This window comes from Mycolicibacterium arcueilense (genome assembly GCF_058536225.1).
In genome coordinates this window covers 95,173-121,422 of sequence record NZ_JBZTYL010000022.1, presented here as the reverse complement: position 1 = coordinate 121,422, position 26,250 = coordinate 95,173, and the positions used below count along the sequence as shown (strand labels likewise).

Below are 26,250 nucleotides of genomic sequence, written 5' to 3'. Positions count from 1 at the left end.
GTCTACAGGGAGCCCGACCGCGCCACCCGGCGCAGCGCCGAGGGCACCAGCCGTGCCACGCCGTAGGCGGCATAGGCCTCCGGGGTGACGGGACGGATCGCCTTGTCCTTGCGGACCGCGGCGACGATGGCCTTGGCCACCTTGTCCGGCCCGTAGCGCCGCGCGGCGAAGGCCTTCTTCGTCGCCGCGCGCAACTGCTCCACCTGATCCTGCTTTTCGGCAGGGACGTCGAAGCGGGTGGTGTCGATGATGTTGGTGTCGATCATGCCCGGGCAGATCGTGGTCAAACCGACTCCCGCCGCCTCCAATTCGGCGCGCAGGCAGTCGGAGAACATGAACACTGCGGCCTTACTGGTCGAGTAGGCGTTCATCGAAGCCGACGGCGAATAGGCGGCCATCGAGGCCACGTTGACGATGTGGCCGCCGGTACCGCGGTCGACGAGGCGGCGGGCGAATGACCTGCAGCAGTTGACGACTCCCCCGAGGTTCACATCGAGCACCCGGTCGAACTGCTCGGCCGGGGTGTCGAGGAACTTGCCGCCGTGGCCGATTCCGGCGTTGTTGACCACCACGTCGGGCACCCCGTGTGCGCTGCAGACCTGTTCGACGAAACTTTCCACCGCCTCGGCGTCGGACACGTCGAGCCCATAGGCGTGCGCTACTCCACCGCGCGCGGCGACCTCGTTGGCGGTGGCCTTGGCCGAAGCCTCGTCGATATCGCTGACCACCAGTTCAGCGCCCTGCGCGGCGAAGGCCAGAGCGGTGGCACGGCCGATGCCGCTGCCTGCACCGGTCACCGAAACCAGTGTGTCGCTGAAGGGGTCACGCGAGCGGCCGACCTGGGCACGCCGCAGTGCCCGGGAGGCCGGGGCACCCTCGATGTGATCGATCAGTTCGGCTGTCGCGTTGGCGATGGCCCGCCAGTGTGAGAACGGCGCCCAGTGGCCAGCTTTCAGGTCGCGGCGCCACAACAGCGGCACCCACTTGGACGACTCGTCATAGCCGTGCCCGCGCACCACGGGATCGTGGTCGTTGCAGATCAACTGCACGGGCACCGTCACATAGTGGTCGCTCCGCAGCGTCGTGAACGAGCGAATCGCGTTGGCGCGGTAGATCTTCAGCCCGTTGGCAGCATCGGTGTCGAGCGTCTCGGACTGGAACTTGGGGCCGGCGGTGTCGATGGCCTGCAGTCGACGCGCGGCACCGCGCCGCATCAGGGCCGGCGCGACGACGGGGACCGAGAACGGGATCCAGTAGCTGAACCGCGAGGCCAGGTTCACCGCCTTGGCGAACCGGATGAGCCGGTACGGGCGGGCCAGGCGGCCGCGCACGAAGGATCCGTAGTGGTCGGTGCTGGGTCCCGACACCGACGTGAAGGACGCCATCCGCTCGGAGGCCTCGGGCCGGCTCAGGTACTCCCATACGCCGACCGACCCCCAGTCGTGGGCCAGCACGTGCACAGGGCGGCCGGGACTCACGGCGTCGATCACCGCGGACAGGTCATCGGCGAAGCGATCCATGCGATAGGCGGCGACGGCCTTGGGAACATCCGAGGCCCCGGCGCCGCGGTTGTCGTACCGCACGATGTGGAAGCGGTCCCCGAGTTCGCCCGTGACACCGTTCCACAGCACGTGGGAGTCCGGCCAGCCATGGGCCATCACCAGCGTGGGGCGCTGCCGGTCCCCTTGTTCGTAAACCGCGATACGGGTTCCGTCCGAGCTGTCGACGAAGCGCTGCATAGTCCACCCTCCACGAGGTACCTGTGACGAACAGTATCCAATACCGGAGGTACCGGTTGCCTTGACTCTAACGGTCGTCGAGTTCGCGGTACACGGCGCGCTGCCGTTCGATGCGTCGACGCGCGTCGTAGTCCCGCATCCGTTGCGGATATCCCACCTTCTGCACGTCGTACACGGGGATCTGCAAACGCTCGCTGAGCCTGCACGCGCCCGCCTCGCCACCCGTGCGGCGCCGCGTCCATTCCCCGTCCGCAGCAACGAGCACCACGGTCACCTCCGTGACGGTGGTGCGGGGTTCGACGAATGCCTCGACCCCGACATGCTCGGCCACCCAACGTTGCAGATACTGCAGGTCTCCGGCCTGGTCGCTGCCGGATCCGCGCGCCGACCGGTTTCGGCGAAACGTATCGAACAGGCCCAACGGACGGATCTCCTCAGCTCTGGGGAAGTTCGACGAACCGCCCTGCAAACCCTCACTCGATAGTGCCAGAGGATCGGCAACCCTGAGTGAGTGCGAATGTTGCTGCAGTGACAGGATGGTTCCGACAATCCACCTAGGTGCCGTACCCAGTGCACCTAGCTGTGGTAAGCCAGAGTTCGAGTCGTCACAAGTGACCGTCCGAGGAGTCAATACATGGCCATCTCCGTCCAGATGCCCGCGCTAGGTGAGAGCGTCACCGAGGGGACCGTCACCCGCTGGCTGAAACAAGAGGGCGACACCGTCGAACTCGACGAGCCTCTGCTGGAGGTGTCCACGGACAAGGTCGACACCGAGATCCCGTCGCCCGCCGCGGGTGTGCTGACGAAGATCGTCGCCCAAGAGGACGACACCGTCGAGATCGGTGGCGAGCTCGCCGTCATCGGCGACGCCGGCGAACAAGCGTCCGCAGCACCGGCCTCGGAGCCGGAAGTCAAACCCGAACCCGAGCCGCAGCCCGAGGCCACCGCGCCCGCGGCCGCGCCGGCCGAGACTGCTGCCCCGGAGCCCGCGGCCCCGGCACAGCCGGCGCCGTCCGCCCCGGCTCCCGCCGCCTCCGGGTCGGCCACCACCGTCGTGATGCCCGAGTTGGGTGAGTCGGTCACCGAGGGCACCGTCACCCGCTGGCTCAAGAAGGTCGGCGACTCGGTCGGCCTCGACGAGCCACTCGTCGAGGTGTCCACAGACAAGGTCGACACCGAGATCCCGTCGCCGGTGGCCGGCACCCTGCTGGAGATCACCGCCGAAGAGGACGACACCGTCGCCGTCGGCGGCGAGCTGGCGAAGATCGGTGACGCCTCCGCGGCGCCGGCCGCTGCTCCGGCCCCGGCGGCCCCCGCTCCGGCACCTGCTCCCGAGCCCAAGCCGGAACCCAAGCCCGAGCCCACGCCGGAACCCAAGGCCGAGCCGGCCCCCGCTGCTCCGGCCCCGGCTGCCCCCGCCCCCGCACCGACTCCCGCGGCTCCGACGCCCGCGGCCCCGGCAGCAGCCGGAGACGGCTCGCCGTACGTCACCCCGTTGGTGCGAAAGTTGGCCGCTGAGAACGGTGTCGACCTCGCATCGGTGAAGGGCACCGGTGTCGGTGGCCGCGTCCGCAAGCAGGATGTGCTCGCCGCGGCCGAGGCCAAAAAGGCTCCCCCGGCTCCGGCCGCACCGGCGGCCCCTGCCGCGGCCGCACCTGCCGCCTCCTCGGCGGCCCCGTCCCCGGCGCTGGCGCACCTGCGCGGAACGACGCAGAAGGCCAACCGGATTCGCCAGATCACCGCGAAGAAGACGCGGGAATCGTTGCAGGCGACTGCGCAGTTGACCCAGACCCACGAGGTCGACATGACCAAGATCGTGGCGTTGCGCGCCCGGGCGAAGGCAGATTTCGCCGAGCGCGAGGGTGTCAACCTCACCTACCTGCCGTTCATCGCCCGCGCCGTCATCGATGCGTTGAAGATCCACCCGAACATCAACGCCAGCTACAACGAGGACACCAAGGAGATCACCTACTACGACGCCGAGCACCTCGGCTTCGCGGTCGATACCGACCAGGGTCTGCTCTCCCCGGTGATCCACAACGCCGGCGACCTGTCGCTGGGCGGGTTGGCGCGCGCCATCTCCGATATCGCGGCCCGGGCCCGGTCGGGCAACCTCAAGCCCGACGAGTTGTCCGGCGGCACGTTCACCATCACCAACATCGGCAGCCAGGGCGCGCTGTTCGACACCCCGATCCTGGTGCCGCCGCAGGCGGCGATGCTGGGCACCGGGGCGATCGTCAAGCGACCGCGGGTGATCTCCGATGAGTACGGCAATGAGTCGATCGGTGTGCGCTCGGTGTGCTACCTGCCGCTGACCTACGACCACCGGCTGATCGACGGCGCAGACGCCGGCCGGTTCGTGACCACCATCAAGCGCAGGCTCGAAGAAGGTGCTTTCGAGGCCGACCTCGGGCTGTAAACGCCGTTAGGAGGGGCTCCCCACTGTGGCGGACGCCGTCATCGCGATAGCGGGATCATCCGGTCTGATCGGTTCGGCGCTGGTAACAGCGCTGCGCGCTGCCGATCGCCGGGTGCTCCGGATCGTACGCAGGGCACCATCGAACGGCGACGAGCTGTTCTGGAACCCCGACACCGGCGAGTTCGACGCCGGGGCGCTTCAGGGCGTGGACGCGGTGGTGAACCTCTGCGGCGTCGGCGTCGGCGACAAACGGTGGTCGGGCGCCTTCAAACAGAGCCTGCGCGACAGCCGGATCGGCCCCACCGAGGTGCTGGCCGGGGCGGTCGCCGATGCCGGGGTGCCGGTGCTGATCAATGCGAGCGCGGTCGGCTACTACGGCGACACCCGGGACCGGGTGACCGACGAGTCCGCGCCCGAAGGGCGCGGTTTCCTTGCCGGGCTGTGCGCGGACTGGGAAGCGGCGACCGCGCCGGCCGTCGCCGCCGGGACGCGAGTGGTGCTGCTGCGCACCGGGCTGGTCATGTCCCCGTCGGGCGGCATGGTGAACCGGCTCAAGCCGCTGTTCTCTCTCGGCCTGGGCGCCAGGCTGGGCAACGGCAGGCAGTACATCCCGTGGATCAGCCTGGAGGACGAGATCCGCGCGGTGCTGTTCGCGATGGCGACCGAAAGCCTGTCCGGCCCCGTCAATCTCACCGGGCCGGCCCCGGTGACCAACGCCGAGTTCACCGCGGCACTGGGCCGGGCGCTCAACCGTCCCACCCCGGTGATGGTTCCGGGATTCGCGCTGCGCACGCTGCTCGGTGAGATCGCCGACGAAGGACTGCTCATCGGCCAGCGCGCGATCCCCGCTGCCCTGGAACGGGCCGGATTCAGCTTCCACCACAACACCGTCGGCGAGGCGCTGGCGTACGCCACCGCGCCCAAGGACTAGCGAGCTGACGTAGCCCGGTAGTCCTCGATCACCGTCATGGCATCGTCGAACGAACGGTCCATATAGGTCAGCGATATTGCGACGTCACCGCCGGCCAGCCGCCGATTGGCCCGGCCCAATCGACCCACCAGCGTCGTCGACGGAAACCGTTGCGGGTCCGCCAGGCGCAGCATGATGAAGTTCTGATAGCGGTCCTTGAACACCGTCACATCGACGATCTCGTCCCACGGGATGACCGTCTCCGACCACCGCTTGTAGTAGATGCCGTCGGGCGCCACCCGGACCTGCTCGCTGCGGTCCAACAGCCCGATCACCGCGATGACCACCAGGCTCAGGGAAATCAGGCAACTGGCCCCACCGAGTGCCCGGTACAGCAGCGAGAGCTCAGCGTTCAAGGTCATCGAGGCCGATATCGCGGCGAAAAGCGGCGTGAACAACAGCAGCAGCACCAGTCGCCACGGCGAGAAGCGAGCGGAAAAGGTCGGCACCGTCCGACGATATCGGGCGCAAACCCCTGCGCCGGTCAGCAATTTTGCGCGCGAGTAGCGTGGACGATCATGGCAGCATCCATCCGCTCGGCGCCGACACCGGTGGCGGTGCGGCAGCTGGGGACGGTCGATTACGAAGCCGCCTGGGAACTACAGCGCGAGATCGCCGATGCCAGGGTGGCCGGTGGGCCCGACACTCTGCTGCTGCTGCAGCACCCTGCGGTCTACACCGCCGGCAAGCGGACCGAGCCGCACGAACGCCCGGTGGACGGCACTCCCGTCGTCGACACGGACCGCGGTGGCAAGATCACCTGGCACGGGCCCGGACAGTTGGTGGGCTACCCCATCATCGGCCTGACCGAGCCGCTCGACGTCGTGAATTTCGTTCGGCGCCTTGAGGAAGCACTCATCAGCGTGTGCGCGGATCTCGGTCTGCAGGCGGGCCGGGTCGAGGGACGGTCCGGGGTGTGGGTTCCCGGCGATGGGCTGCGGCCGGCCCGCAAGGTCGGCGCGATCGGCATCCGGGTGTCCCGGGCCACGACGCTGCACGGGTTCGCGCTGAACTGTGACTGCGATCTGTCGGCGTTCTCGTCGATCGTGCCGTGCGGGATCGCGGATGCCGGCGTGACATCGCTGACGGCGGAACTCGGCCGTCGCATCACCGTCGAGGACGTCACCGGCCGCGTCGCCGCGGCCGTGTCCGACGCGCTCGACGGACGCCTGGAAGTAGCGCTGAACGTAGGATGAACCAGTGACTGTGGTGCCTGAAGGTCGGAAGCTGCTGCGTCTGGAAGTGCGGAACGCGCAGACGCCCATCGAACGCAAGCCACCGTGGATCAAGACCAGGGCCAAGATGGGTCCGGAGTACACCGAGCTCAAGGGCCTGGTTCGCCGCGAAGGCCTGCACACGGTGTGCGAGGAGGCCGGCTGCCCCAACATCTTCGAATGCTGGGAGGACCGGGAAGCCACGTTCCTGATCGGCGGCGAGCAGTGCACCCGCCGCTGTGACTTCTGCCAGATCGATACCGGCAAGCCGGCCGAGCTGGACCGCGACGAGCCGCGCCGGGTCGCCGAGAGTGTGCAGGCGATGGGGCTGAAGTACTCCACGGTGACCGGGGTGGCCCGCGATGACCTGCCCGACGGCGGGGCGTGGCTGTACGCGGAGACGGTCCGTCAGATCCATGCGCTGAACCCGAACACCGGCGTGGAGTTGTTGGCCCCGGACTTCAACGGTGAGCCCGCACAGCTTCAAGAGGTTTTCGAGTCGCGCCCAGAAGTGTTCGCGCACAACGTCGAAACGGTGCCGCGCATCTTCAAGCGCATTCGGCCGGCGTTCCGCTACGACCGCAGCCTTGCGGTCATCACCTCCGCCCGCGACTTCGGTCTGGTCACCAAATCGAACCTGATCCTCGGGATGGGCGAGACCTCCGAGGAAGTGCGCGAGGCCCTTAACGACCTGCACGATGCGGGCTGCGACATCGTCACGATCACCCAGTACCTGCGGCCGTCACCGCGTCACCACCCGGTCGAACGCTGGGTCCATCCCGACGAGTTCGTCGAATTGTCGAGCTATGCCGAGGGCCTGGGATTCGCCGGTGTGCTGGCCGGACCACTGGTCCGTTCGTCCTACCGCGCGGGCCGACTCTATGCCCAGGCCGCGCGGGTTCGGTTCGCGGATCACCCCCCCGTATCCTGAAGTAATGGCGAAAACCCGCACTGCCGCAGAAACGAAGGCGGCAAAGGCCGAGGCGAAGGCTGCCCGTAAGGCGGCCTCGAAACAGCGGCGCAGTCAGCTGTGGCAGGCATTCCAGATCCAGCGCAAAGAGGACAAGCGCCTGCTGCCGTACATGATCGGCGCGTTCGTGCTGATCGTGGCCGCCGCTGTGGTCGCCGGCCTGCTCATCGGCGGGTTCACCATGTACACGATGGTGCCGCTCGGTGTGGTGCTGGGCGCGCTCGTCGCGTTCATCATCTTCGGCCGCCGGGCCCAGAAGTCGGTGTACAAGAAGGCCGAGGGCCAGACGGGTGCCGCGGCCTGGGCGCTCGACAACCTGCGTGGCAAGTGGCGGGTCACCCCGGGTGTCGCCGCGACGGGTCACTTCGACGCAGTGCACCGGGTGATCGGTCGTCCGGGTGTGATCTTCGTCGGTGAGGGTTCGGCCACCCGGGTCAAGCCGCTGCTGGCGCAGGAGAAGAAGCGCACCGCCCGCCTGGTCGGCGAGATCCCGATCTACGACATCGTGGTCGGCAACGGTGAGGGCGAGGTGCCGCTATCCAAGCTGGAGCGCCACCTGAACAAGCTGCCGGCCAACATCACCGTCAAACAGATGGACTCGATCGAGTCCCGGCTCGCTGCACTGGGCACCAAGGCCGGTCCGGCCGGCATGCCCAAGGGTCCGATGCCCGCCGGCGCGAAGATGCGTGGCGTGCAGCGCACGGTGCGTCGGCGCTAGGTTCAGCGCCGCACCACCGCGGTCTTCGATGCCAGGTCGTGGAGACCTCGATGGTCCTCGTCGGTGAACAGCGCCGGGATGACCAGCACGATCAACAGGTTGCGGGTGAGCGCCCGGCCCAACCCGACGTGGTCGCGACCGTCGAGTGGGATCACCGCCAGACCCAGCAGGTACTGGCCCGGGGTGAAGCCGAACAAGCGCACGGCGGCGACCCCGATCACCAACCACACCAGCAGTGCGATGTTCCGGAAATCCATCGAGTACAGCAGTTCGTCGCGACTCATCAGCCCGAAGGACACTGCCAGCACCGCCGTCAGGCCCAGCGAGATCAGCCAGTCGGCCAGAATGGCACCGACGCGCCGGCCGAATCGGGCGATCGACCCGGACCCCTGCTGGGGCAGTCCGAGCCGCTCGCCCGGATATCCACTGGCGGGTTCGGAGGAAGGTCCGGACAGCCAAGTTCCCATCGTGCGCGCCATAGGGCCAGAATAGGCGTGGCCGGTTTCGTTGCGGCGAGTAGCTCATGTCACAGAGAACGGTCATCGCGTAACTTGCGCGCAACATATGGTTGACGACTGCGCAACATCGTGTCCTTAGCGTCAACCCGCGGGTTACCAGTAAAGGAGAACACTGAAGTGGCAGAAAAGACGTCCGACGACATCTTCAAGCTGATCAAGGACGAGAACGTCGAGTACGTCGACATTCGCTTCTGCGATCTGCCAGGCGTCGTCCAGCACTTCTCGATCCCGGCGTCGGCGTTCGACGAGAGCGTATTCGAGGACGGCCTCGCGTTCGACGGCTCGTCGGTCCGCGGATTCCAGTCGATCCACGAATCCGACATGATGCTGCTGCCGGACCCCGACACCGCCCGCATCGATCCCTTCCGCGCCGCCAAGACGCTGAACCTGAGCTTCTTCGTGCACGACCCGTTCACCCGCGAGGCCTACTCGCGTGACCCGCGCAACGTGGCCCGCAAGGCGGAGAACTACCTGGCCAGCACGGGTATCGCCGATACCTGTTTCTTCGGTGCCGAGGCCGAGTTCTACATCTTCGACTCGGTGAGCTTCGACTCCCGCATGAACGGCACCTTCTACGAGGTGGATTCCGAGTCGGCATGGTGGAACACCGGCGAGCCCTCCGAGGCCGACGGCCGTCCCAACCTCGGTTACAAGGTCCGCCCCAAGGGTGGCTACTTCCCCGTGGCGCCGTACGACCACTACGTCGACCTGCGCGACGAGATGTCGACCAACCTGATCAACGCCGGGTTCACCCTGGAGCGCGGCCACCACGAGGTGGGTACCGCCGGTCAGGCCGAGATCAACTACAAGTTCAACACGCTGCTTCACGCGGCCGACGACGTGCAGCTGTTCAAGTACATCATCAAGAACACCGCGTGGCAGAACGGCAAGACCGTCACATTCATGCCCAAGCCGCTGTTCGGTGACAACGGTTCCGGCATGCACGCCCACCAGTCGCTGTGGAAAGACGGCAAGCCGCTGTTCCACGACGAGTCCGGCTACGCGGGGCTGTCCGACCTGGCCCGCCACTACATCGGCGGCATCCTGCACCATGCCCCGTCGCTGCTGGCGTTCACCAACCCGACGGTCAACTCCTACAAGCGTCTGGTGCCGGGCTACGAGGCTCCGATCAACCTGGTCTACAGCCAGCGCAACCGCTCGGCCTGCGTCCGTATCCCGATCACCGGCAACAACCCGAAGGCCAAGCGCCTCGAGTTCCGCTGCCCGGACAGCTCGGGTAACCCGTACCTGGCATTCGCAGCCATGCTGATGGCCGGCATCGACGGCATCAAGAAGAAGATGGAGCCGCTGGCCCCGGTCGACAAGGACCTCTACGAGCTGCCGCCGGACGAGGCCGCCAACATCCCGCAGGCCCCGACCTCGCTGGCCGCGGTCATCGACAGGCTCGAAGAAGATCACGAGTACCTCACCGAGGGCGGCGTGTTCACCGAGGACCTGATCGAGACCTGGATCTCCTACAAGCGGGAGAACGAGATCATGCCGATCCAGATCCGGCCTCACCCCTACGAGTTCTCGCTCTACTACGACGTGTAAGTCGGCACCGCCGACGCGACGTGTAAGTCGCAGTAGAACGGCCAGGCCGGGCACATCCGATTCGGGTGTCGCCCGGCCTTTCCGTATCCACAGACCGTGATCAGTCACGTCGATTTCCACTCCCGGGTCGTCGATGTTCGATGAGCACGACCCAGGCGTAGAAACGGCGGTCCCTGCCCGCACAATGGACCGATGCGGGTTCTGGTGCAGCGGGTGACATCGGCGAGTGTTGCGGTCGACGGCGAAATCGTCGGCTCGATCGCGCCGAACCCGCAGGGGCTGGTCGCCCTGGTCGGGGCGACCCATGACGATGACGCCACCAAGGCCCGGCGGATGGCCGAAAAGCTCTGGCAATTGCGGATTCTCGACGGTGAGAAGTCCGCGGCGGACGTTGCCGCACCCATCCTGGTGATCAGCCAGTTCACGCTGTACGCCAACACCGACAAAGGCAGGCGCCCGTCCTGGAACGCGGCCGCACCCGGTGCCGTTGCTGAACCTCTGGTGGCGGAATTCGCGGACGCACTCAAGAAGTTGGGTGCGGTTGTGCAAACAGGAGTTTTCGGGGCTCATATGAAGGTGGAACTAGTCAATGACGGACCGGTAACGGTGCTGCTCGAGCTGTGAGTTTCCTGTCCTGGTAAGCGTATTGTCTGCCTATGACGACCAATCTGGACACCCGACTCGGCTCGCTTTCGCCCGCCGTCATCAGTTTGTTCCGTGTCGTGTTCGGCCTCCTCTACACCATCCACGGGGCATCGAAACTATTTGCCTGGCCAGTCGATTCCGGTAGTGGCGCCACCCCGGTCGGCACCTGGCCGTACTGGTACGCCGGCGTCATCGAGCTGGTGCTCGGCCTGATGATCATGGCGGGCTTGTTCACCCGCATCGCGGCCTTCATCGCCTCCGGCGAGATGGCGTTCGCCTACTTCACCCAGCATCAGCCCAACGGCCTGTGGCCGATCGAAAACGGCGGCGAACTCGCCGTGCTGTACTGCTTCGGCTTCCTGCTGCTCGCCGCGATCGGTGGTGGCGCTTACGCGTTGGACGCCACGCGCCGCAAGCGGCTTGCCGCCTAGTCCAGCGCGAGGTCCTTGCGGAACCGCTTCATCCCGTCGATCTTCTCGGCCAGGGTCGCCGAAGGCCCGGAGTAGAACATCCACGGCATGGTGATGATGCCCTGAATCCCACCGGCCTCCGCACGCGCGTAGTGCTCGGGGGTGAATGCGTCGGTCAGCGGTGTGATGATGGTGAAATCATCCATCGTCAAACCATTTTCGGCGCGCACCTCGCGCAACCGATCGACCCGCTGCAGGGCGTCATCGGTGGAGATCAGATCGCCGATCCAGCCGTCGTGGCGCGCTGCCCGGCGCAGCGCGATGTCGGACAGACCGCCGACGTAGATCGGGATCCGCGGCGGCGTGGGCTCCATCTCGAGACGCGGTGTGGAATAGAACTCGCCGTCGAACTCAGTCCAGCCGGGCTGCCACAGCTTCTTCATCAGCTCGAGCATCTCGTCGGTGCGCTTGCCGCGTCGTGCGAACTGCTGGCCCAGCAGCTCGAATTCCTCCTCGCACCAGCCGACGCCGATGCCGAGTTCCAGCCGCCCGTCGGCCAGATAGGCCGCGGTGCCGATGGCTTTCGCGGCGGAGTACGGGTCACGCATCGCGGGCAGGTAGACGGTGGTGACGAACTTGCACCTGGTGGTGACGAGCGCCAGCGCCCCGATCATCACCCATGGGTCCGGCCAGTCGGTGAACGCCTCCCAGCGCCTCTTGCCGTCCTTGGTGTACGGATACGGTGTGGACAGCGTCTCCAGGTTCACCACGTGATCCGGGATACCCATGCCGTCGTACCCGAGATCGTCTGCGGCCCTGGCCACTTCGACGGCCTCCCGGGTGTCCATGAAGGCCATGCTTACGTAGAACTTCATCCGGCGTCCCGTGCCCACGCCGGCGTGATGAAGATGCCTTCCGCCTCGACGGTGATCCCGTCACCATCGCTGATGTGGCCCCGCGCAAAGGTTTTGACACCTTCGGTCCGGTCGATGTAGGCCTCGGCGCGCAGCGGCCCCAGCGGAGTGCCGCGGTTGTACCGGCACGTGATGGTGCCCGTGTAGCGCGGCTCGTTCAGTCCCCCACTGGCCACCTCGCCGAGAATGTGGTCGAGCACCAGCGCACAGATGCCGCCGTGTACCCAGCCCAGCGGCCCCTCATAGGCGGCGCCCAGCACGAATTCACTCCAGCAGCTGCCGTCCTCGGCATGCTCGATCACGAGCGGCGGGGCCAGTGCGTTGCGCAGTCCGACGACCGGGTTGGCCCACACCACCGGGCGGTTGGTCTCGGCATGAAGCAAGGCGTGTGGCCCGTCGCGCTGTTCGCGGCGCAGCGAGGCGGTGACGGCCTCGACGGCCGCGGTGGCCTCGGTGATGGATTGCGGGTCCACCTGGGTGCGCACGCCGGCGTCGACGAGTTCGCGCATCGCCCGGGCAAAGGGTTCGTAGAGCGCTTCGAGCCGTTCGTGCTCGGCCGCGCTGATGACGTCGAACGTGTGCTTCATCCGGACTCCCAGTGAATTGGTTATATGCCCTTATTAACACCAGCCACTGGGACGTCCTGCACGCGGGGGCCAGTTAAGCCCTGGCGGCTACTCCCCGCCGAAAATTTTGCGGACCACACCCTTCGCCCGCCGCGTCACCCTCAGATAGTTGTCCAGGAACTCCCCGCCGTCGTCGCTGCCCCACCCCGCCGCCAACGCGACCGCGTTGAGCTGACGGCCCGGCCCGGGCAGCTGATCGGTGGGCTTGCCGCGCACCAAGACCAGGGCGTTGCGCGCCCGCGTGGCCGTCAGCCAGGCCTCGCGCAACAGCTCGACGTCACTCTCGGCGACCAGTTCGGCCGCACCGATCGCATCGAGGGTCTGCAGGGTCGAAGTGTTGTGCAGCGCAGGCAGGTTGTGGGCGTAGCGCAGCTGAAGCAGCTGCACGGTCCACTCGATGTCGGCCAGTCCGCCACGGCCCAGCTTGGTGTGGGTGTTGGGGTCCGCGCCGCGGGGCAGCCGTTCGGCGTCCACGCGTGCCTTGATCCGGCGAATCTCCTGGACGGCTTCGGCCGACACCCCACCGGCGGGGTAACGCGTCTTGTCGGCGATGAGCAGAAAACGTTCGCCGAGCTCCAGATCACCGGCCACCCGGTGAGCGCGCAGCAGGGCCTGGATCTCCCACGCCTGCGCCCACTGCTCGTAATAGGTCGCGTATGACGCCAGCGTGCGCACGAGGGGCCCGTTACGGCCCTCCGGGCGCAGCCCGGTGTCGACCTCCAACGGCGGGTCCGCACTCGGTGTCCCCAGCAGTGCCCTGACCTGTTCGGCGATGCTCACCGACCAGCGCACCGCCGCTGAGTCTTCGACGCCGGTGTTCGGATCGCACACGAACATCACGTCGGCGTCGGAACCGTATCCGAGTTCGCCGCCACCGAGGCGGCCCATCCCGATCACGGCGATGCGTGCGGGCGCGCCGGATTCGGGTGTGTTGGCCCGGATCACCGCGTCGAGTGCGGCCTGCAACACGGCGACCCATACCGAAGTCAGGGCCTTGCACACGTCGGTCACGTCGAGCAGGCCCAGCACGTCCGCGGAGGCGATCCGGGCCAGTTCGCGACGGCGCAGGGTGCGGGCGGCGGCGATGCCGCGTACCGGGTCAGGGTGCCGACCGGCCGAGGCCACCAGGGCGCGGGCCACGCTGTCGGGATCGCCGTCGAGCAGTTTGGGCCCGTTGGGCCCGTCGGCGTACAACTGGATCACCTCGGGGGCGCGCATCAGCAGTTCGGGGATGTAGGCCGAGGTGCCCAGCACCCGCATCAACCGCTTGGCCACCGCGCCCTCGTCGCGCAGGGTCGACAGGTACCAGCGCTGCTCGGACAGTTCCTCGCTGATGCGGCGGTAGGCCAGCAGGCCCGCGTCCGGGTCGGGGGTGTCCGACAGCCAGTCCAACAGGGTCGGCAGCAGCACCTGCTGCACTGTGCCCCGACGCCCGTTCTGGCCGGTGAGCGCGGCCAGGTGGGTCAATGCACTCTGCGGCCCCTCGTAACCCAGTGCGGCAAGCTGACGTTCGGCCGCCTCGGTGCTCATGCCGGCACCGATGCCCAACGCCGGCTGGCCCACTGTTTCGAGCAGAGGCTGGTAGAAGAGCTTGGCGTGCAGTCGCGACACCCGCATGCTCTGCCGCTTGAGTTCCTCGCGCAGCACGCCCTGGGCGTCGTGCCGGCCGTCGGGGCGCACGTGCGCCGCACGGGCCAGCCATCGGTACGCCTCTACGTCGCTGTCGTCGGGCAGCATGTGGGTGCGTTTGAGCCGCTGCAGCTGCAGTCGGTGCTCGAGCAGCCGCAGAAATTCGTAGGAGGCAGTCATGTTGGCGGTGTCGTCGCGGCCGATGTAACCGCCCTCGCCGAGCGCCGCCAGCGCGTCGACGGTGGACGCCACATGCAGTGAGTCGTCAGTGCGGCCGTGCACCAATTGCAGGAGCTGGACGGCGAATTCGACGTCGCGCAGGCCGCCGGTGCCGAGCTTGATCTCGCGGGCCCGCACTCCGGCCGGGACGAGCTCCTCGACGCGGCGGCGCATGGCCTGGACCTCGGGAACGAAATCCTCACGCTCGCACGCGGTCCACACCATCGGCATCAGTGCCTCGATGTAGGCCTTGCCCAGTTCGGCGTCGCCTGCGGCGGGACGCGCCTTGAGCAGGGCCTGGAATTCCCAGGTTTTCGCCCAGCGCTGGTAGTAGGCGACATGGGATTCCAGCGTGCGGACCAGTTGTCCGCGTTTACCTTCGGGGCGCAACGCGGCGTCGACCTCGAAGAACGCATCGGCGGCGAACTGCATCATCTCGCCGGCCACCCGGGTCGCGGTGGCCAGGTTGTCGTCGCCGTCGCCGTCCGCGACCGATTCCCCGACGAAGATGACGTCGACGTCACTGACGTAATTCAGTTCGCGCGCTCCGCATTTGCCCATGGCGACGACCGCCAGCCGGGGCTGCACGCCGTCTTCGCACACGACGCGGGTGGCCACCGTCAGCGCGGCGCTCAGCGCGGCATCGGCCAGGTCGGACAGGTGGGCGGCCACCTCGACGAAGGGCAGCACCGGCTCGTTCTCGACGGTAGAGGCGACGTCGAGCGCACCCAGGACCAGCAACCGGTCCCGGTAGAGATCCCGCAGCGCGGGCACGGCACTGCTTGTGCCCCTGTCGATCTCGGCTGACCTGGCCGCAGCGGTGAACACGCTGTGCAACTCATCGGCACCGGGGAGGTCGACCGCACCGGCCAACAACCGCCACGATTGCGGATGGGCGACGAGGTGATCACCGAGAGCCAGCGAGGAGCCGAGTACCCCGAACAGCCGGCCCCGCAGCGCCTTGTCGGTCAGGAGCCGGCGGTTGAGTTCGTCGGCGTCGGCGCCGAGCGCATCGGTCAACCGGATCATTGCCAGCAGCGCGACGTCGGCGTCCGGTGCACGCGACAGCGACCACAGCAGTTCGACGTGCGACTCGGTGTTCCAGCCGAGCTGTTCCAAGTGGGCCGCTGCCTGGGGATGCACCAGACCGAGCCGACCGACGCTGGGCAGTTTCGGGCGATCGGTTGCAGGCTTGGCCATCCCCCGACGTTACAGCGACAGGTAGTTCTTCAGCTCGTAGGGCGTGACATGGCTGCGGTAGTTCTCCCACTCTGCGCGCTTGTTGCGCAGGAAGTAGTCGAATACGTGCTCCCCCAACGCTTCCGCGACGAGCTCGGAGTTCTCCATGGCCTCCAGCGCGTTGCCCAGGCTGGACGGCAGCTCGCGGTAGCCCATGGCGCGCCGTTCTTCGGGTGTCAGGCTCCAGACGTTGTCCTCGGCCTGCGGGCCCAGCACGTACCCCTTCTCCACACCGCGCAGACCGGCGGCGAGCAGGACCGCGAACGTCAGGTACGGGTTGCATGCCGAGTCCGGGCTGCGGACCTCGACGCGCCGCGACGACGCCTTGCGCGGGGTGTACATCGGAACGCGCACCAGCGCTGAGCGGTTGGCCGCGCCCCACGAGGCCGCGGTCGGGGCTTCACCGCCGTGAACCAGGCGCTTGTAGGAGTTCACCCACTGGTTGGTGACGGCGCTGATCTCGCTGGCGTGCTCAAGGATGCCTGCGATGAAGGACTTGGCCACGTCGGACAGCTGCAGCGGGTCGTCGGGGCTGTGGAAGGCGTTGGTGTCGCCTTCGAACAGGCTCATGTGTGTGTGCATCGCCGAGCCGGGGTGCTCGCCGAACGGCTTCGGCATGAACGACGCCCGCACGCCGTCGGCCAGGGCGACCTCCTTGACCAGGTAGCGGAAGGTCATCACGTTGTCGGCCATGGACAACGCGTCGGCGTAGCGCAGGTCGATCTCCTGCTGGCCGGGCGCGCCCTCGTGGTGGCTGAACTCCACCGAGATGCCCATCTGCTCCAGCGCCTCGATGGCGTGGCGGCGGAAGTTGGGGGCCGAATCGTGCACGGCCTGGTCGAAGTAGCCGCTGTTGTCGGCCGGCACCGGCACTGACCCGTCGTCCGGGCCGGGTTGCAGCAGGAAGAACTCGATCTCGGGGTGTACGTAGCAGGTGAAGCCCAGGTCGCTGGCCTTGGCGAGCTGCCGGCGCAGCACGTGCCGCGAGTCTGCCCACGACGGTGAGCCGTCCGGCATGGTGATGTCGCAGAACATGCGCGCCGAGTAGTGCTTGCCGGCGCTGGTGGTCCAGGGCAGTACCTGGAAGGTGGACGGATCAGGCCGTGCCACGGTGTCGGACTCCGAGACACGGGCGAAGCCCTCGATCGAAGAGCCGTCGAAACCGATGCCCTCTTCGAAGGCACCTTCGAGTTCGGCGGGCGCGATCGCTACCGATTTGAGGTAGCCGAGGACGTCGGTGAACCACAACCGAACGAACCGGATATCGCGTTCCTCCAGGGTGCGCAGCACGAATTCCTTCTGGCGGTCCATGAGCGCAGCGTAGGCATCGGCTGTTAATTCTGTGTTACGGGCCTGCAAGGAGTTAGCAGGAGAGGTCGCCGGGAGAGCCCTGGGTGACGAAGAAGTTCAGTACCGCGGTGTCGACGCACGCGTTCCCGTTGAACACCACGGTGTGTTGGGTGCCCGTGAACGAGATGAGCGCCGCGTCCATTTGCCGGGCCAGTTCCACCCCGGCCTGATACGGCGTGGCCGGGTCGCCGGTGGTGGACACCACCACGACCTTGCCCGGTCCGGGCCCGGTGACTGGGTGCGGTGACGACGTCGCGGGCACCGGCCACAGCGCGCAGATGTCGCGCGGCGCGTATCCGGTGAACTGGCCGTAGGACATGAACGGGGCGGCAGCACGGGTCCGTTGATCCGCGTCGGCCCACACCGCCGGGTCGGTGGGGAACGGCGTGTCGACGCACCGAATCGCGGTGAATGCGTCCTGCATGTTCTGGTAGTGCCCGGCTTCGTCGCGGCGCCAGTAGTCGTCGGCGAGCAACAGCAGATCACCCGCGTCGGTGCCGCGCGTCAATCCGAGCAGCCCGCTCGTCAGGTACGGCCAGTATCGCGCCGAGTACAGGGCGTTGCCGGTGCCGGTGATCGCGTCGGCGTAGCCGAGTCCACGCGGGTCCGCAGTGGGGTGTGGCGTCGTCACCAGTGGATCCACGAGCCGTTGGTACCGGCTGACGAACTGGGCAGGGTCGGTGCCCAGAGGACAGTCGGCTGACGTCGCGCATTCCGCAGCGTAGGTGTCGAACGCCTTCTGGAAGCCGGCGAGCTGGCGGACGTTCTTGGTGATCGGATCCAGGCTCGGGTCGATCGCGCCGTCGAGCACCATCGTGCGCACCCGGTTCCCGAACTGTTCGGCGTACGCGCCGCCCAGTTCGGTGCCGTAGGAGAAGCCCAGATAGTTGATCTGTTCCTCCCCCAGCGCGGCCCGCACCGCATCCATGTCCCGCACGGCGGAGGCGGTGCCGACATTGGCCAGGAACGGTGCGCCCATGCGGTCGAGGCATTGCTGCGCGAACTGGCGGTAGACGTCTTCGATGTGGGCGACCCCGGCCGGGCTGTAATCGGCCATCGGCTCGCGGCGGTAGGCGTCGATCTCGGAGTCGGTTCGGCAGCGCAGTTCCGGGGTGGAATGCCCGACGCCGCGCGGATCGAAGCCGACCAGATCGAAATGATCGGTGAGTGGGGAGCCGGCCAGCGCGGCACCCATGCCGGCGACGGTGTCCACCGCCGAGGCACCGGGGCCGCCCGGGTTGATGAACAGGGAGCCGATCCGCTCACCACTGGCCGGAATCCGGATGACGGCCAATTGTGCTTGTGCGCCTTGGGGGTCCGGGGAATTCCAATCGATCGGAACAGCGACCGTGCTGCACTGCGCCATCGGAATCCGTGCCGGATCTTGCACCCATTGAGCGCAACTTCCCCACTCCGGCCCGGATTCCGGCGCAGCAGCCGCGACGGGGACGGCGACCGGGCACACCACCGCGGATGCGCTGAGCAGAGTCACCGCAAGAGCTCTCGCCGCCCGCCTGCCCGCCCACCACACGGCAGTCATGGTCGCACGGCGGCCACCGCCGGGTCTGCGCCTGAGGCCGACCAGAGATCGGCCGGAGACCAACCGGTGACCTTGACGGTCGGACCGGTCAGCAACGGGTTCCGGGCGGGGGCACCGTCACGTCGACGAGGTAGGTCGCGGCGATGTCGTCGATGCACTTGTTGCCCTGGAACACCACCGTGTGCTGGGTGCCCTCGAAGGTCACCAGGGTGCCGCCGAGTTGGCGGGCCAGGTCGACGCCCGCCTGGTATGGCGTCGCCGGGTCGTTGGTGGTCGAAACCACCAGGGTCGGAGGCAGGCCCTTCACCGAGATCTCGTGCGGCTTGCTGGTAGGCGGTACCGGCCAGAACGCGCAGGTGCCCATGGGCGCATGTCCGGTGAACTCGCCATAGCTCATGAACGGGGCCACCTCACGGGCCCGCCGGTCCTCTTCGACGACGGTGGCCCGGTCGGTGATCGCGGGCTTGTCCACGCAGTTGACCGCGACGCGGACGTCGGTCGAATTGTTGTAGTGGCCCTTGGCATCTCGACCCATGTAGAGGTCTGCCAACGCCAGCATGACATCCCCGTTACCGTTCTTGAGTCCGGTCAGGCCCTCGGTGAGGTGCCGCCACAGATTCGGCGAGTACAGCGGCAGGATGGTGCCGACGGTGGCGTCGCTGTAGCCCAGCCCGCGCTGATCGCGGGTCTTGGCGGGGTGCTCCACCAGCGGGTCGATCAGGCTCTTGTACACCTCGACGGCCTTGGCCGGATCGGTGCCCAGCGGGCAGTCGGGGTTCTTGGTGGTGCAGTCCGTGGCGTAGTTGTCGAAGGCCTTCTGGAACGCCGCGGCCTGGCGGATGTCCTCTTCCACCGGATCGGCATTGGGGTCGACGGCACCGTCGAGGATCATCGCGCGGACCTTCTGCGGGAACTGCTCGGCGTAGGTGGCGCCGATGCGGGTGCCGTACGAGTAGCCGAGGTAGGTCAGCTTGTCGTCACCGAGGGCCGCGCGGATGGCATCCAGATCCTTGGCGACGTTCTCGGTGCCGACGTTCTCCAGGAACTCCTTGCCCATCTTGTCGACGCAGCGCTGAACGAACTTCTTGGTCTCGTTCTCCAGGTGCTCGACGCCCTCGGGGGTGTATTCCACCGTCGGATCGGCACGCAACCGGTCGTTGTCCTCGTCGGAGTTGCACCACACCGCAGGTGTGGAGGATCCGACACCGCGCGGATCGAACCCGACGATGTCGAAGCGGTCCTTGACCGACTGCGGCAGGCCCGACAGCAGGGAGACGGCCGATTCCACGCCGGATTCGCCGGGGCCGCCGGGGTTGATCACCAGCGAGCCGATCTTCTGGCCCGCGGCAGGGAATCGGATCATCGCCAGGCGGGCGACGTCGCCGTCAGGTTTCGAGTAGTCGACCGGCACCGACAGCATCCCGCATTCGGCGTTGTCGGGGATCTGCACGTGGTCCCCGGAGCCGGCGTTGCACGGCAGCCATTGCACCGGCGTGCCGGGCCGCGGAACGGCGATCTTGGCCTGGCCGTCGACCACCTGGGTGCAGCCCGCCGCGGCCACCGCCGTCATCGCCAGCAGCGCGCCGAACCTCATCCTGAACTTCATGGCTGACCATGCTGCCATGACACGACATCGCCGCAGGCCGGGCCTGGTCACGAGGTGCCCCGACTCTATCGGGTAGCGGCAAGGAGTTCGTCGAGCGCGACGTGGAAGTCGTCGGCCATATCCCACAGGTCAGGCAGCAGATCCGGGCAGGACATGATGCCGACGTCGAGCTTGCCGGTCAGCGACATCACGGTGATGTTGAGACCGGATCCGTGGAAGATCGGGCCCAGCGGGTACATGGCCTTGACCTCACACCCCAGTAGGTAAAGCGGGTCCTGCGGCCCGGGCACGTTCGAGATGACGAGGTTGTGGACGGGTTTGGCTCCCGACAGCCGGCTGGCCGCGTACACCCGCATCGCGGCACCGAACACCGCCGGTGCCGCGAACTGGGTCCAGTCCTGGAGCAGCGTCGCGCCGATCGCGGAACTGTGTTGCTTGGCAACCGAATTCGATGCCGAGATGGCGCGCAGCCGCTCAGCCGGATCCTCGATGTTGGTTTCGAGTTTGGAGAACATCCCCGACACCTGATTGCGGCCGGGCCGGTCGGAGCGGTCGTGCACCGATACCGGCACCATCGCGACCAGCGAGCTTTCCGGCAGTTCACCGCGGTCGTGCAGGAAGGTGCGCAGCACGCCGGACACCAGCGCCATCACGACGTCGTTGACCTTGACGTCGAAGTGGTTCTTGACGGTCTTGATGTCCTCAAGGTCCAACTGGGCGAACGCCACGCTGCGCTGACCGGTGATGTTGGTGTTGAACGCGGTCTTCGGCGCGTTGAACGGGGCCGCCATCGCCTGCCCGTTGATTGCCCGGCGCACCGTGTCGATGACCGTGCTCGCGGTGGTGGGCAGCACGTTGGCCAGCTTCAGTGGCCGGGTCACAAACCTGAGTGCACCGCTGATGGCGATCTCGGCGCCAGTGGCGTCGCCTACGCCGTCGACCGGATCCGGAGGCGGTGCGTCCGCCACGGTGGTGCACAGCTGCGACATCAGGTTGGCGCCGGTCACCCCGTCGACGCCGGAGTGATGCACCTTCGTCATCAGCGCCAATCGGCCTCCGGCCTGGGCGTCGGTGCCCGCGACGTTCTCGATCACCCACATCTCCCACAATGGCCGGGTCCGGTCCAACGGAAGCGACGCGATGTGTCCGCAGATCTCGGACAGCTCGGCCCGCCCACCGGGCCCGGGCAGGCCGATCCGGTGCAGGTGCCGGTTGACGTCAAAGTCCTTGTCTTCCACCCGCACCGGGTGGTCGAGATTGAACCGGCTGTCGGCCAGCTTCTCCCGGAATTGCGGCATCGCCTTGATCGTGAGGGAAAGCGCGTCACGCATCCGGTCGAAGGTGTAGCCGCCCGGCATGGTCGAGCTGTCGAGTTCGAGCACCGAGCACACGTGCATGGGCTGCGCGGCAGTTTCGAGGTACAGGAAGCTGGCGTCGAGTCCGCTGAGCCGTTGCATGCCGCTGATGTTAGGGCTCCGCGCACAAACTGTGAGGAAATCCACTCGAACGTCGCTTTGGCCTTCATTACGTGCAGTGGCAGACTTGCATTTGTCAGCCGAACCCGGGGACCGCAGAGCGGCCTCGAGGATCGAACCGACCATCACAAGGGACGACGATGTCTGAACAGTCTGTTTATGGTGCTTCCGATTCTGTCGAAGCCAAGCCGCGCACCAAGGTCCGCACGCTCACACTGCAGAAGTGGAAGTCCGAAGGCCACAAGTGGGCGATGCTCACGTGTTACGACTACTCCAGCGCACGGGTATTCGACGAGGCCGAGATTCCGGTACTGCTGGTCGGCGACTCCGCCGCAAACGTGGTCTACGGCTACGACACCACCGTGCCGATCTCGATCGATGAGCTGATCCCGTTGGCCCGCGCGGTCGTCAAGGGCGCCCCGCACGCCCTGGTGATCGCCGACCTGCCGTTCGGCAGCTACGAGAGCAGCCCCACCCAGGCCCTGGCGACCGCCACCCGCTTCATGAAGGAGACCGGCGCGCAGGCCATCAAGCTCGAGGGTGGTGAGCGGATGGCCGATCAGATCGCAACTCTGTCCGCCGCGGGCATCCCGGTGGTCGCGCACATCGGCTTCACGCCGCAGAGTGTCAACGGGCTGGGCGGGTTCCGCGTGCAGGGTCGCGGCGACGCCGCCGAGCAGACCATTCACGACGCGATCGCCGTGCAGGAAGCCGGTGCCATCGCGGTCGTGCTGGAGATGGTGCCCGCCGAGTTGGCCACGCAGATCACCGGCAAGTTGACCATCCCCACCGTCGGCATCGGGGCCGGCCCCAACTGCGATGCCCAGGTGCTCGTCTGGCAGGACATGGCCGGGCTCACCAGTGGCAAGACCGCCAAGTTCGTGAAGCGCTTCGGTGACGTAGGCGGCGAACTGCACCGGGCCGCAACGCAGTACGCCCACGACGTGGCGTCCGGGGTGTTCCCGGCCGAAGAGCACTCTTACTGATCTCTCCCCCGCCGAGATCAACGAAAGCGTCGCTGGAGAACGGATTCAGCGACGTTTTTGTTGATCTGACGGTGCGTTGATCCGTGTGACGATTGAGTGTGTGAACAGCGACCAGGACAAGCCCTCTGACCGCACCGCACCGAGTCGAATTGCGTCATTCTCCGCCGGCGCCGCCATTGTCCTGCTGTTGTCGGCGATTGCACTGGCAGTCTGGAGTCGCCTCGACGCCAGGTTCGGTGTAGTCGGCGATGCCGCGCCCCCTTCGGGCGTCGACGAGCATCCGTGGAACTCGGCCACCTTCCTTTCCGTGTCGGCAGCCGTCGTCGCCGTATTGCTGCTGATCCCGCTCCAACGCACCATGCGGCCGCGGACAGCCGCCACGCCACCCCGTTGGGGCTCCGTGGGCGTGGTGGCGATCTGCGCCCTCGTGTTCCTCGCCGCGTTCAGCACCGGCGTGCCTGGCTACTTCCGCGATGTCATGAGTGAAGGCCCCATCACGGTGGCGCTGCCGGCGGCGGTGGGCGCCTGGGTGCTTGCCATCGCCGGTGCAGTCGCCACGGTGTTCGCGGGCTTCGGGCTGCCCTGGTGGACTCGACGCGTGAAGTCGGCGCTGGTGGTCGGTGTCGTCGTCGCGGTCGTGCTGTCCGGCGCGGTGACCGTCGCCGCGGGGTTCGCCGGTAACGACTCCAGATTCATCGACGCGACCACAGCGGATCGAGTCGACATTCCGCCGTACCCGACAGCGCTCGGTCAGCACAGATTCAGCGTGAAACTGCCTGGGGCGCGGCCAGCTTTCGACCAGGCGAGTTACGAAATCTGGCCGGCGGGTGCGGGTTTCATCGTCAGTTATGGCGGTCAAGTCACGGCATATGGTGCCGACGGTCAGGAGCGTTGGCACTACCGCAGAAGCGGACCGGCAGAGCCCGCACTCTCGGCGCGGGTCTACGACCAGGGCACCACCGTGGTCATAGCGGACTTCGGTGCGGCACCGTCCCCTGGCCGGGACCGGAAATATGTTCTGCTGGGCCTGGACTCCGTTACCGGGCAACGGCTGTGGACCCGCCGCGACGCGCGATTGACGTCAGCATTCCTCGCTGAATCAGGCCTCTATGACGCCGATCCTTTCCTTATCGACCGCACCGACGAGACGTGGACCCGGTTCGATGCTCGCACCGGTGAGCCCATGTGGTCGGTGGCGAATCCGAGCGGAGATTGTTCGGAGCAGCGCGCCGTCGATACCGGTAATCGGCTCACGTCACTGTTGTGGTGCGAACGCGAGAGCGAGGGACGGTACGTGGTGGACCACCGCATCCTCACTGCTGACCCACAGAACGGTGCGAAGCTCTGGGAGCACACGTACCTGCCGGACGTGTCGCTCGATGACGATTCCTGGCGGGGTTTCTCGATCTACGCGTTCCCCACCGGCTCGACCGGTCTCTATCTCCGCACCGGTGCGCACGACGCGCGCCGCGCGAGCGACTACTACGTCGATCCGGGCAAGAAGCTCATCGTGCCGCTGCCGGCGGATGTCGGCGCGCAGACCACGCCGGCACCCGCCGACGACTTCCTGGTCCGCCACCACTACGACGGACGCAAGTGGGACGTGCTGTCGGTGTACGGCAACGACGGGAAACCGCGCTGCACCACCACGACACCGGTGTACCCCGCAGGCACGCTACTACCCAACCGCAGGCAATCCGACGTCGGCTACGTGGCGTTGCGCGACGGCTTCGTCGTGTCCGATTTCAGCCGGGAGCACGGCAGCGATCCAGACGGTCCGTCGTTCTTGCGGATGTTCAGCAACACAACGTGTCAGCCGGTGTCCGAAGTCCCCTTCGACGCGATCCTCGGACTGGTGGCCGCGCCCGGCGTCTTGTTGGCACTACGCCAGGACGTTCCCGACATGGAGACCGTGGTGATCGAGGGCTACGCCTGAGCTTTCACGGCCAGAGCTTCTAGGCGAAGTCGGGCTTGCGCTTGGCCAGGAACGCGTCGACGCCCTCGCGGCCGTCGGCGGAGTTGGCCCGCTCGGCGATGAAGCGCCCTTCGGCAGCCATCTGTTCTTCGAGGCTGTTCTTGAACGAGGACACCAACAGCGACTTGACCGCACCGTTGGATCCGCCGGAACCGGCGGCCACCTGCTCGGCAAGTTTGGCGGCACGCGCGGCCAGTTCGTCGCCCGCGACCACCTCGGTGACCAGTCCCCACTCCTGTGCCTCGGCGGCCGAGAGCGTGCGGTTGGTGAGGATGAGCTCCTGTGCCCGGCGCAGGCCGACGAGCCGCGGCAGGTGATAGGACGCGCTGCCGTCGGGGCTCAGGCCCACCTTCGTGTACGCCATGGTGAAGGTGGCGGATTCGGCGGCCAGGACCAGGTCGCCGGTCACCGCGAGGCTGAACCCGGCGCCGGCCGCGGTGCCGTTGACCGCGGTGATCAGCACGGCATCCATCCGGGCGAACGATGAGATGGCCTGGTGCAGGTCGTCGGCGACGCCCTTGATGAAGCGGCCCCGGTCGGGCGCGGTGGCGAACGATTTGAGGTCGCCACCCGCGCAGAAGAACCGGCCCGCACCGGTCAGCACCACGACCTTGGTGGCGGGCGTGTCGCAGCGCCGCGCGGCGTCGGCCAGTTCGCGAGTCATGGTGTCGTTCATGCCATTCGCGGCGTCCGGGCGGTTCAGCGTGATGTACGCGACGGCTCCGGACTGTTCGAACGAGATGGCTTCATAGGTGGGCTCGGTCACGGCCCGAACTCTAGCGGGCCGGGGTTTGCGGCGGTCGCACCCCCAGTCGGGCCGCGGTGGCAGTCACCAGCGGACTGAAGTCGCCGTCGAACCCGAGGATCCGAAGCGCCGCCTCCGCAATCACCCATGGCTGCGCGGGCGTGCCCTCGACCTCGTCGGAGCGGGTGTTGACCACCGATTCGACCAACCGGAACGGCAGGTCGGCGGCCGCGGGTGGACCCTCGCACTCGGCGATCACCGCCTCTGACAACCTGCGATACACCTCGCGAAGCTCGGCGCGCCGTTGCCGGAACGGCGCGAACCGGTCGGTCCGGAGCTCGGGAAGCAGATAGAGGGCACCCAGATTCCACCGTCCTGCACACAACTGGCGCGCATCGGCGACGGCGAGGATGTGCAGGCGTTGTGCCGCCGTACCCGCGCTGTCGAGCAGTTCGGCGCCCAGGCGCAGGGCCTCGTCGACGGTGCCTGCCAGCAGGGCGTCGAGGATGTCGTCCTTGGTGGCGAAATGGTGGTACAGCGAGGCCTGTCGCACCCCGACCTCGTCGGCGATCCGCCGGGTCGACGTGCTGGCGTAGCCGTGGTTGGTGAACAGCTCGGCGGCGGCGTCGAGGATCTGTTCGCGGGCAGTCGTGCCCGGCCGCCGCGGCCGCTCCAGCCGCGGGCGTCCGCGCCCGGCACTGGCGTTCGCCGGTGTCGTCTCAGCCCCCATGCCAGCAACAGTAAGAGACGTCTGCGGACCTGACCGACAGCGCGGTCGGGACAGCGCCA

The 26,250-nt window shown here is 67.3% G+C and carries 23 protein-coding genes; 10 read left to right on the top strand and 13 right to left on the bottom strand.

All coding sequences use genetic code 11. The features are described from left to right. Positions 1-2: 2 nt before the first annotated feature. Positions 3-1,739 (bottom strand): SDR family oxidoreductase, encoded by a 1,737-nt coding sequence (locus tag AC4LGL_RS21660; RefSeq protein ID WP_491840565.1) that lies wholly within the window; start codon positions 1,737-1,739, stop codon positions 3-5. Between the two features lie 67 nt (positions 1,740-1,806). After that, complete coding sequence (locus tag AC4LGL_RS21655) at positions 1,807-2,160, bottom strand: oxidoreductase (protein ID WP_491840564.1); 354 nt, start codon at positions 2,158-2,160, stop codon at positions 1,807-1,809. A 213-nt stretch (positions 2,161-2,373) separates the two neighbouring features. On the opposite strand from AC4LGL_RS21655, the gene sucB reads away from it, so the two are divergent. Both sucB and AC4LGL_RS21645 read left to right on the top strand, forming a co-directional pair. Continuing rightward, entirely contained in the window at positions 2,374-4,158 is a 1,785-nt protein-coding gene (gene sucB / locus AC4LGL_RS21650) for a 2-oxoglutarate dehydrogenase, E2 component, dihydrolipoamide succinyltransferase (protein WP_491840563.1), read from the top strand. Between the two features lie 25 nt (positions 4,159-4,183). Then, a complete protein-coding gene (locus tag AC4LGL_RS21645) occupies positions 4,184-5,089 on the top strand; it encodes a TIGR01777 family oxidoreductase (RefSeq protein ID WP_491840562.1) in 906 nt (301 codons plus the stop codon). Here AC4LGL_RS21645 and AC4LGL_RS21640 read toward each other — a convergent pair. Beyond that, the gene (locus tag AC4LGL_RS21640; RefSeq protein ID WP_491840561.1) at positions 5,086-5,577 is read right to left on the bottom strand and encodes an STM3941 family protein; all 492 of its coding nucleotides are present in this window, start codon (positions 5,575-5,577) and stop codon (positions 5,086-5,088) included. The two genes, AC4LGL_RS21645 and AC4LGL_RS21640, sit on opposite strands and share 4 nt — an antisense overlap. A gap of 69 nt (positions 5,578-5,646) precedes the next feature. Between AC4LGL_RS21640 and lipB the strand changes: the two genes are divergently transcribed. From lipB to AC4LGL_RS21625, 3 genes are read left to right on the top strand one after another with little or no spacing between them, the layout of a single operon-like run. Then, positions 5,647-6,324 carry a lipoyl(octanoyl) transferase LipB gene (gene lipB, locus AC4LGL_RS21635; protein WP_491840560.1) on the top strand — a complete coding sequence of 226 codons (678 nt, stop codon included), beginning with the start codon at positions 5,647-5,649 and terminating at the stop codon, positions 6,322-6,324. Positions 6,325-6,328: 4 nt separating this feature from the next. After that, entirely contained in the window at positions 6,329-7,273 is a 945-nt protein-coding gene (gene lipA, locus AC4LGL_RS21630) for a lipoyl synthase (protein ID WP_491840559.1), read from the top strand. Positions 7,274-7,277: 4 nt separating this feature from the next. Next, the gene (locus AC4LGL_RS21625) at positions 7,278-8,030 is read left to right on the top strand and encodes a DUF4191 domain-containing protein (protein WP_491840558.1); all 753 of its coding nucleotides are present in this window, start codon (positions 7,278-7,280) and stop codon (positions 8,028-8,030) included. 2 nt (positions 8,031-8,032) lie between these two features. Here the strand turns inward: AC4LGL_RS21625 and AC4LGL_RS21620 are convergent, their stop codons facing one another. Next, positions 8,033-8,509 (bottom strand): RDD family protein, encoded by a 477-nt coding sequence (locus AC4LGL_RS21620; RefSeq protein WP_491840557.1) that lies wholly within the window; start codon positions 8,507-8,509, stop codon positions 8,033-8,035. Between the two features lie 156 nt (positions 8,510-8,665). On the opposite strand from AC4LGL_RS21620, the gene glnA (AC4LGL_RS21615) reads away from it, so the two are divergent. The 3 genes from glnA (AC4LGL_RS21615) (at position 8,666) to AC4LGL_RS21605 (ending at position 11,178) form a co-directional block, all read left to right on the top strand. Further along, entirely contained in the window at positions 8,666-10,102 is a 1,437-nt protein-coding gene (gene glnA, locus AC4LGL_RS21615; protein WP_491840556.1) for a type I glutamate--ammonia ligase, read from the top strand. Positions 10,103-10,294: 192 nt separating this feature from the next. Continuing rightward, positions 10,295-10,726, top strand: a complete 432-nt coding sequence (gene dtd / locus AC4LGL_RS21610) for a D-aminoacyl-tRNA deacylase (RefSeq protein WP_491840555.1) — start codon at positions 10,295-10,297, stop codon at positions 10,724-10,726. 32 nt (positions 10,727-10,758) lie between these two features. Next, a complete protein-coding gene (locus AC4LGL_RS21605) occupies positions 10,759-11,178 on the top strand; it encodes a DoxX family protein (protein ID WP_491840554.1) in 420 nt (139 codons plus the stop codon). Here AC4LGL_RS21605 and AC4LGL_RS21600 read toward each other — a convergent pair. From AC4LGL_RS21600 to AC4LGL_RS21570, 7 genes are all read right to left on the bottom strand, one after another. Continuing rightward, entirely contained in the window at positions 11,175-12,032 is an 858-nt protein-coding gene (locus AC4LGL_RS21600) for a TIGR03619 family F420-dependent LLM class oxidoreductase (RefSeq protein WP_491840553.1), read from the bottom strand. The genes AC4LGL_RS21605 and AC4LGL_RS21600 overlap by 4 nt on opposite strands. Beyond that, positions 12,029-12,658, bottom strand: a complete 630-nt coding sequence (locus AC4LGL_RS21595) for a PaaI family thioesterase (RefSeq protein ID WP_491840552.1) — start codon at positions 12,656-12,658, stop codon at positions 12,029-12,031. Before AC4LGL_RS21595 ends, AC4LGL_RS21600 begins: the two co-directional genes overlap by 4 nt. Positions 12,659-12,745: 87 nt before the next feature. After that, on the bottom strand, positions 12,746-15,745 hold the full coding sequence (locus AC4LGL_RS21590; RefSeq protein WP_491840551.1) for a bifunctional [glutamine synthetase] adenylyltransferase/[glutamine synthetase]-adenylyl-L-tyrosine phosphorylase: 3,000 nt from the start codon (positions 15,743-15,745) through the stop codon (positions 12,746-12,748). A 9-nt stretch (positions 15,746-15,754) separates the two neighbouring features. Next, positions 15,755-17,095: a type I glutamate--ammonia ligase gene (gene glnA, locus AC4LGL_RS21585; RefSeq protein WP_036449413.1), complete on the bottom strand. Its 1,341-nt coding sequence runs from the start codon at positions 17,093-17,095 to the stop codon at positions 15,755-15,757. A 52-nt stretch (positions 17,096-17,147) separates the two neighbouring features. Then, positions 17,148-18,674, bottom strand: a complete 1,527-nt coding sequence (locus AC4LGL_RS21580; RefSeq protein ID WP_491840550.1) for an alpha/beta hydrolase — start codon at positions 18,672-18,674, stop codon at positions 17,148-17,150. An 88-nt stretch (positions 18,675-18,762) separates the two neighbouring features. Then, positions 18,763-20,280: an alpha/beta hydrolase gene (locus tag AC4LGL_RS21575; RefSeq protein WP_491840549.1), complete on the bottom strand. Its 1,518-nt coding sequence runs from the start codon at positions 20,278-20,280 to the stop codon at positions 18,763-18,765. Between the two features lie 65 nt (positions 20,281-20,345). After that, positions 20,346-21,737 (bottom strand): WS/DGAT/MGAT family O-acyltransferase, encoded by a 1,392-nt coding sequence (locus tag AC4LGL_RS21570; RefSeq protein WP_491840548.1) that lies wholly within the window; start codon positions 21,735-21,737, stop codon positions 20,346-20,348. A gap of 158 nt (positions 21,738-21,895) precedes the next feature. Here AC4LGL_RS21570 and panB point away from each other — a divergent pair, with 158 nt between their 5' ends. Next, entirely contained in the window at positions 21,896-22,741 is an 846-nt protein-coding gene (panB, locus tag AC4LGL_RS21565) for a 3-methyl-2-oxobutanoate hydroxymethyltransferase (protein WP_055115148.1), read from the top strand. Positions 22,742-22,841: 100 nt separating this feature from the next. After that, positions 22,842-24,677, top strand: coding sequence for a BamB-related PQQ repeat family beta-propellar protein (locus AC4LGL_RS21560; RefSeq protein WP_491840547.1), 1,836 nt, complete (start codon positions 22,842-22,844; stop codon positions 24,675-24,677). Positions 24,678-24,696: 19 nt separating this feature from the next. Here AC4LGL_RS21560 and AC4LGL_RS21555 read toward each other — a convergent pair whose 3' ends face one another. Both AC4LGL_RS21555 and AC4LGL_RS21550 read right to left on the bottom strand, forming a co-directional pair. Further along, positions 24,697-25,482 carry an enoyl-CoA hydratase/isomerase family protein gene (locus tag AC4LGL_RS21555; protein WP_491840546.1) on the bottom strand — a complete coding sequence of 262 codons (786 nt, stop codon included), beginning with the start codon at positions 25,480-25,482 and terminating at the stop codon, positions 24,697-24,699. 10 nt (positions 25,483-25,492) lie between these two features. Beyond that, entirely contained in the window at positions 25,493-26,191 is a 699-nt protein-coding gene (locus tag AC4LGL_RS21550; RefSeq protein ID WP_491840545.1) for a TetR/AcrR family transcriptional regulator, read from the bottom strand. Positions 26,192-26,250: the final 59 nt, after the last annotated feature.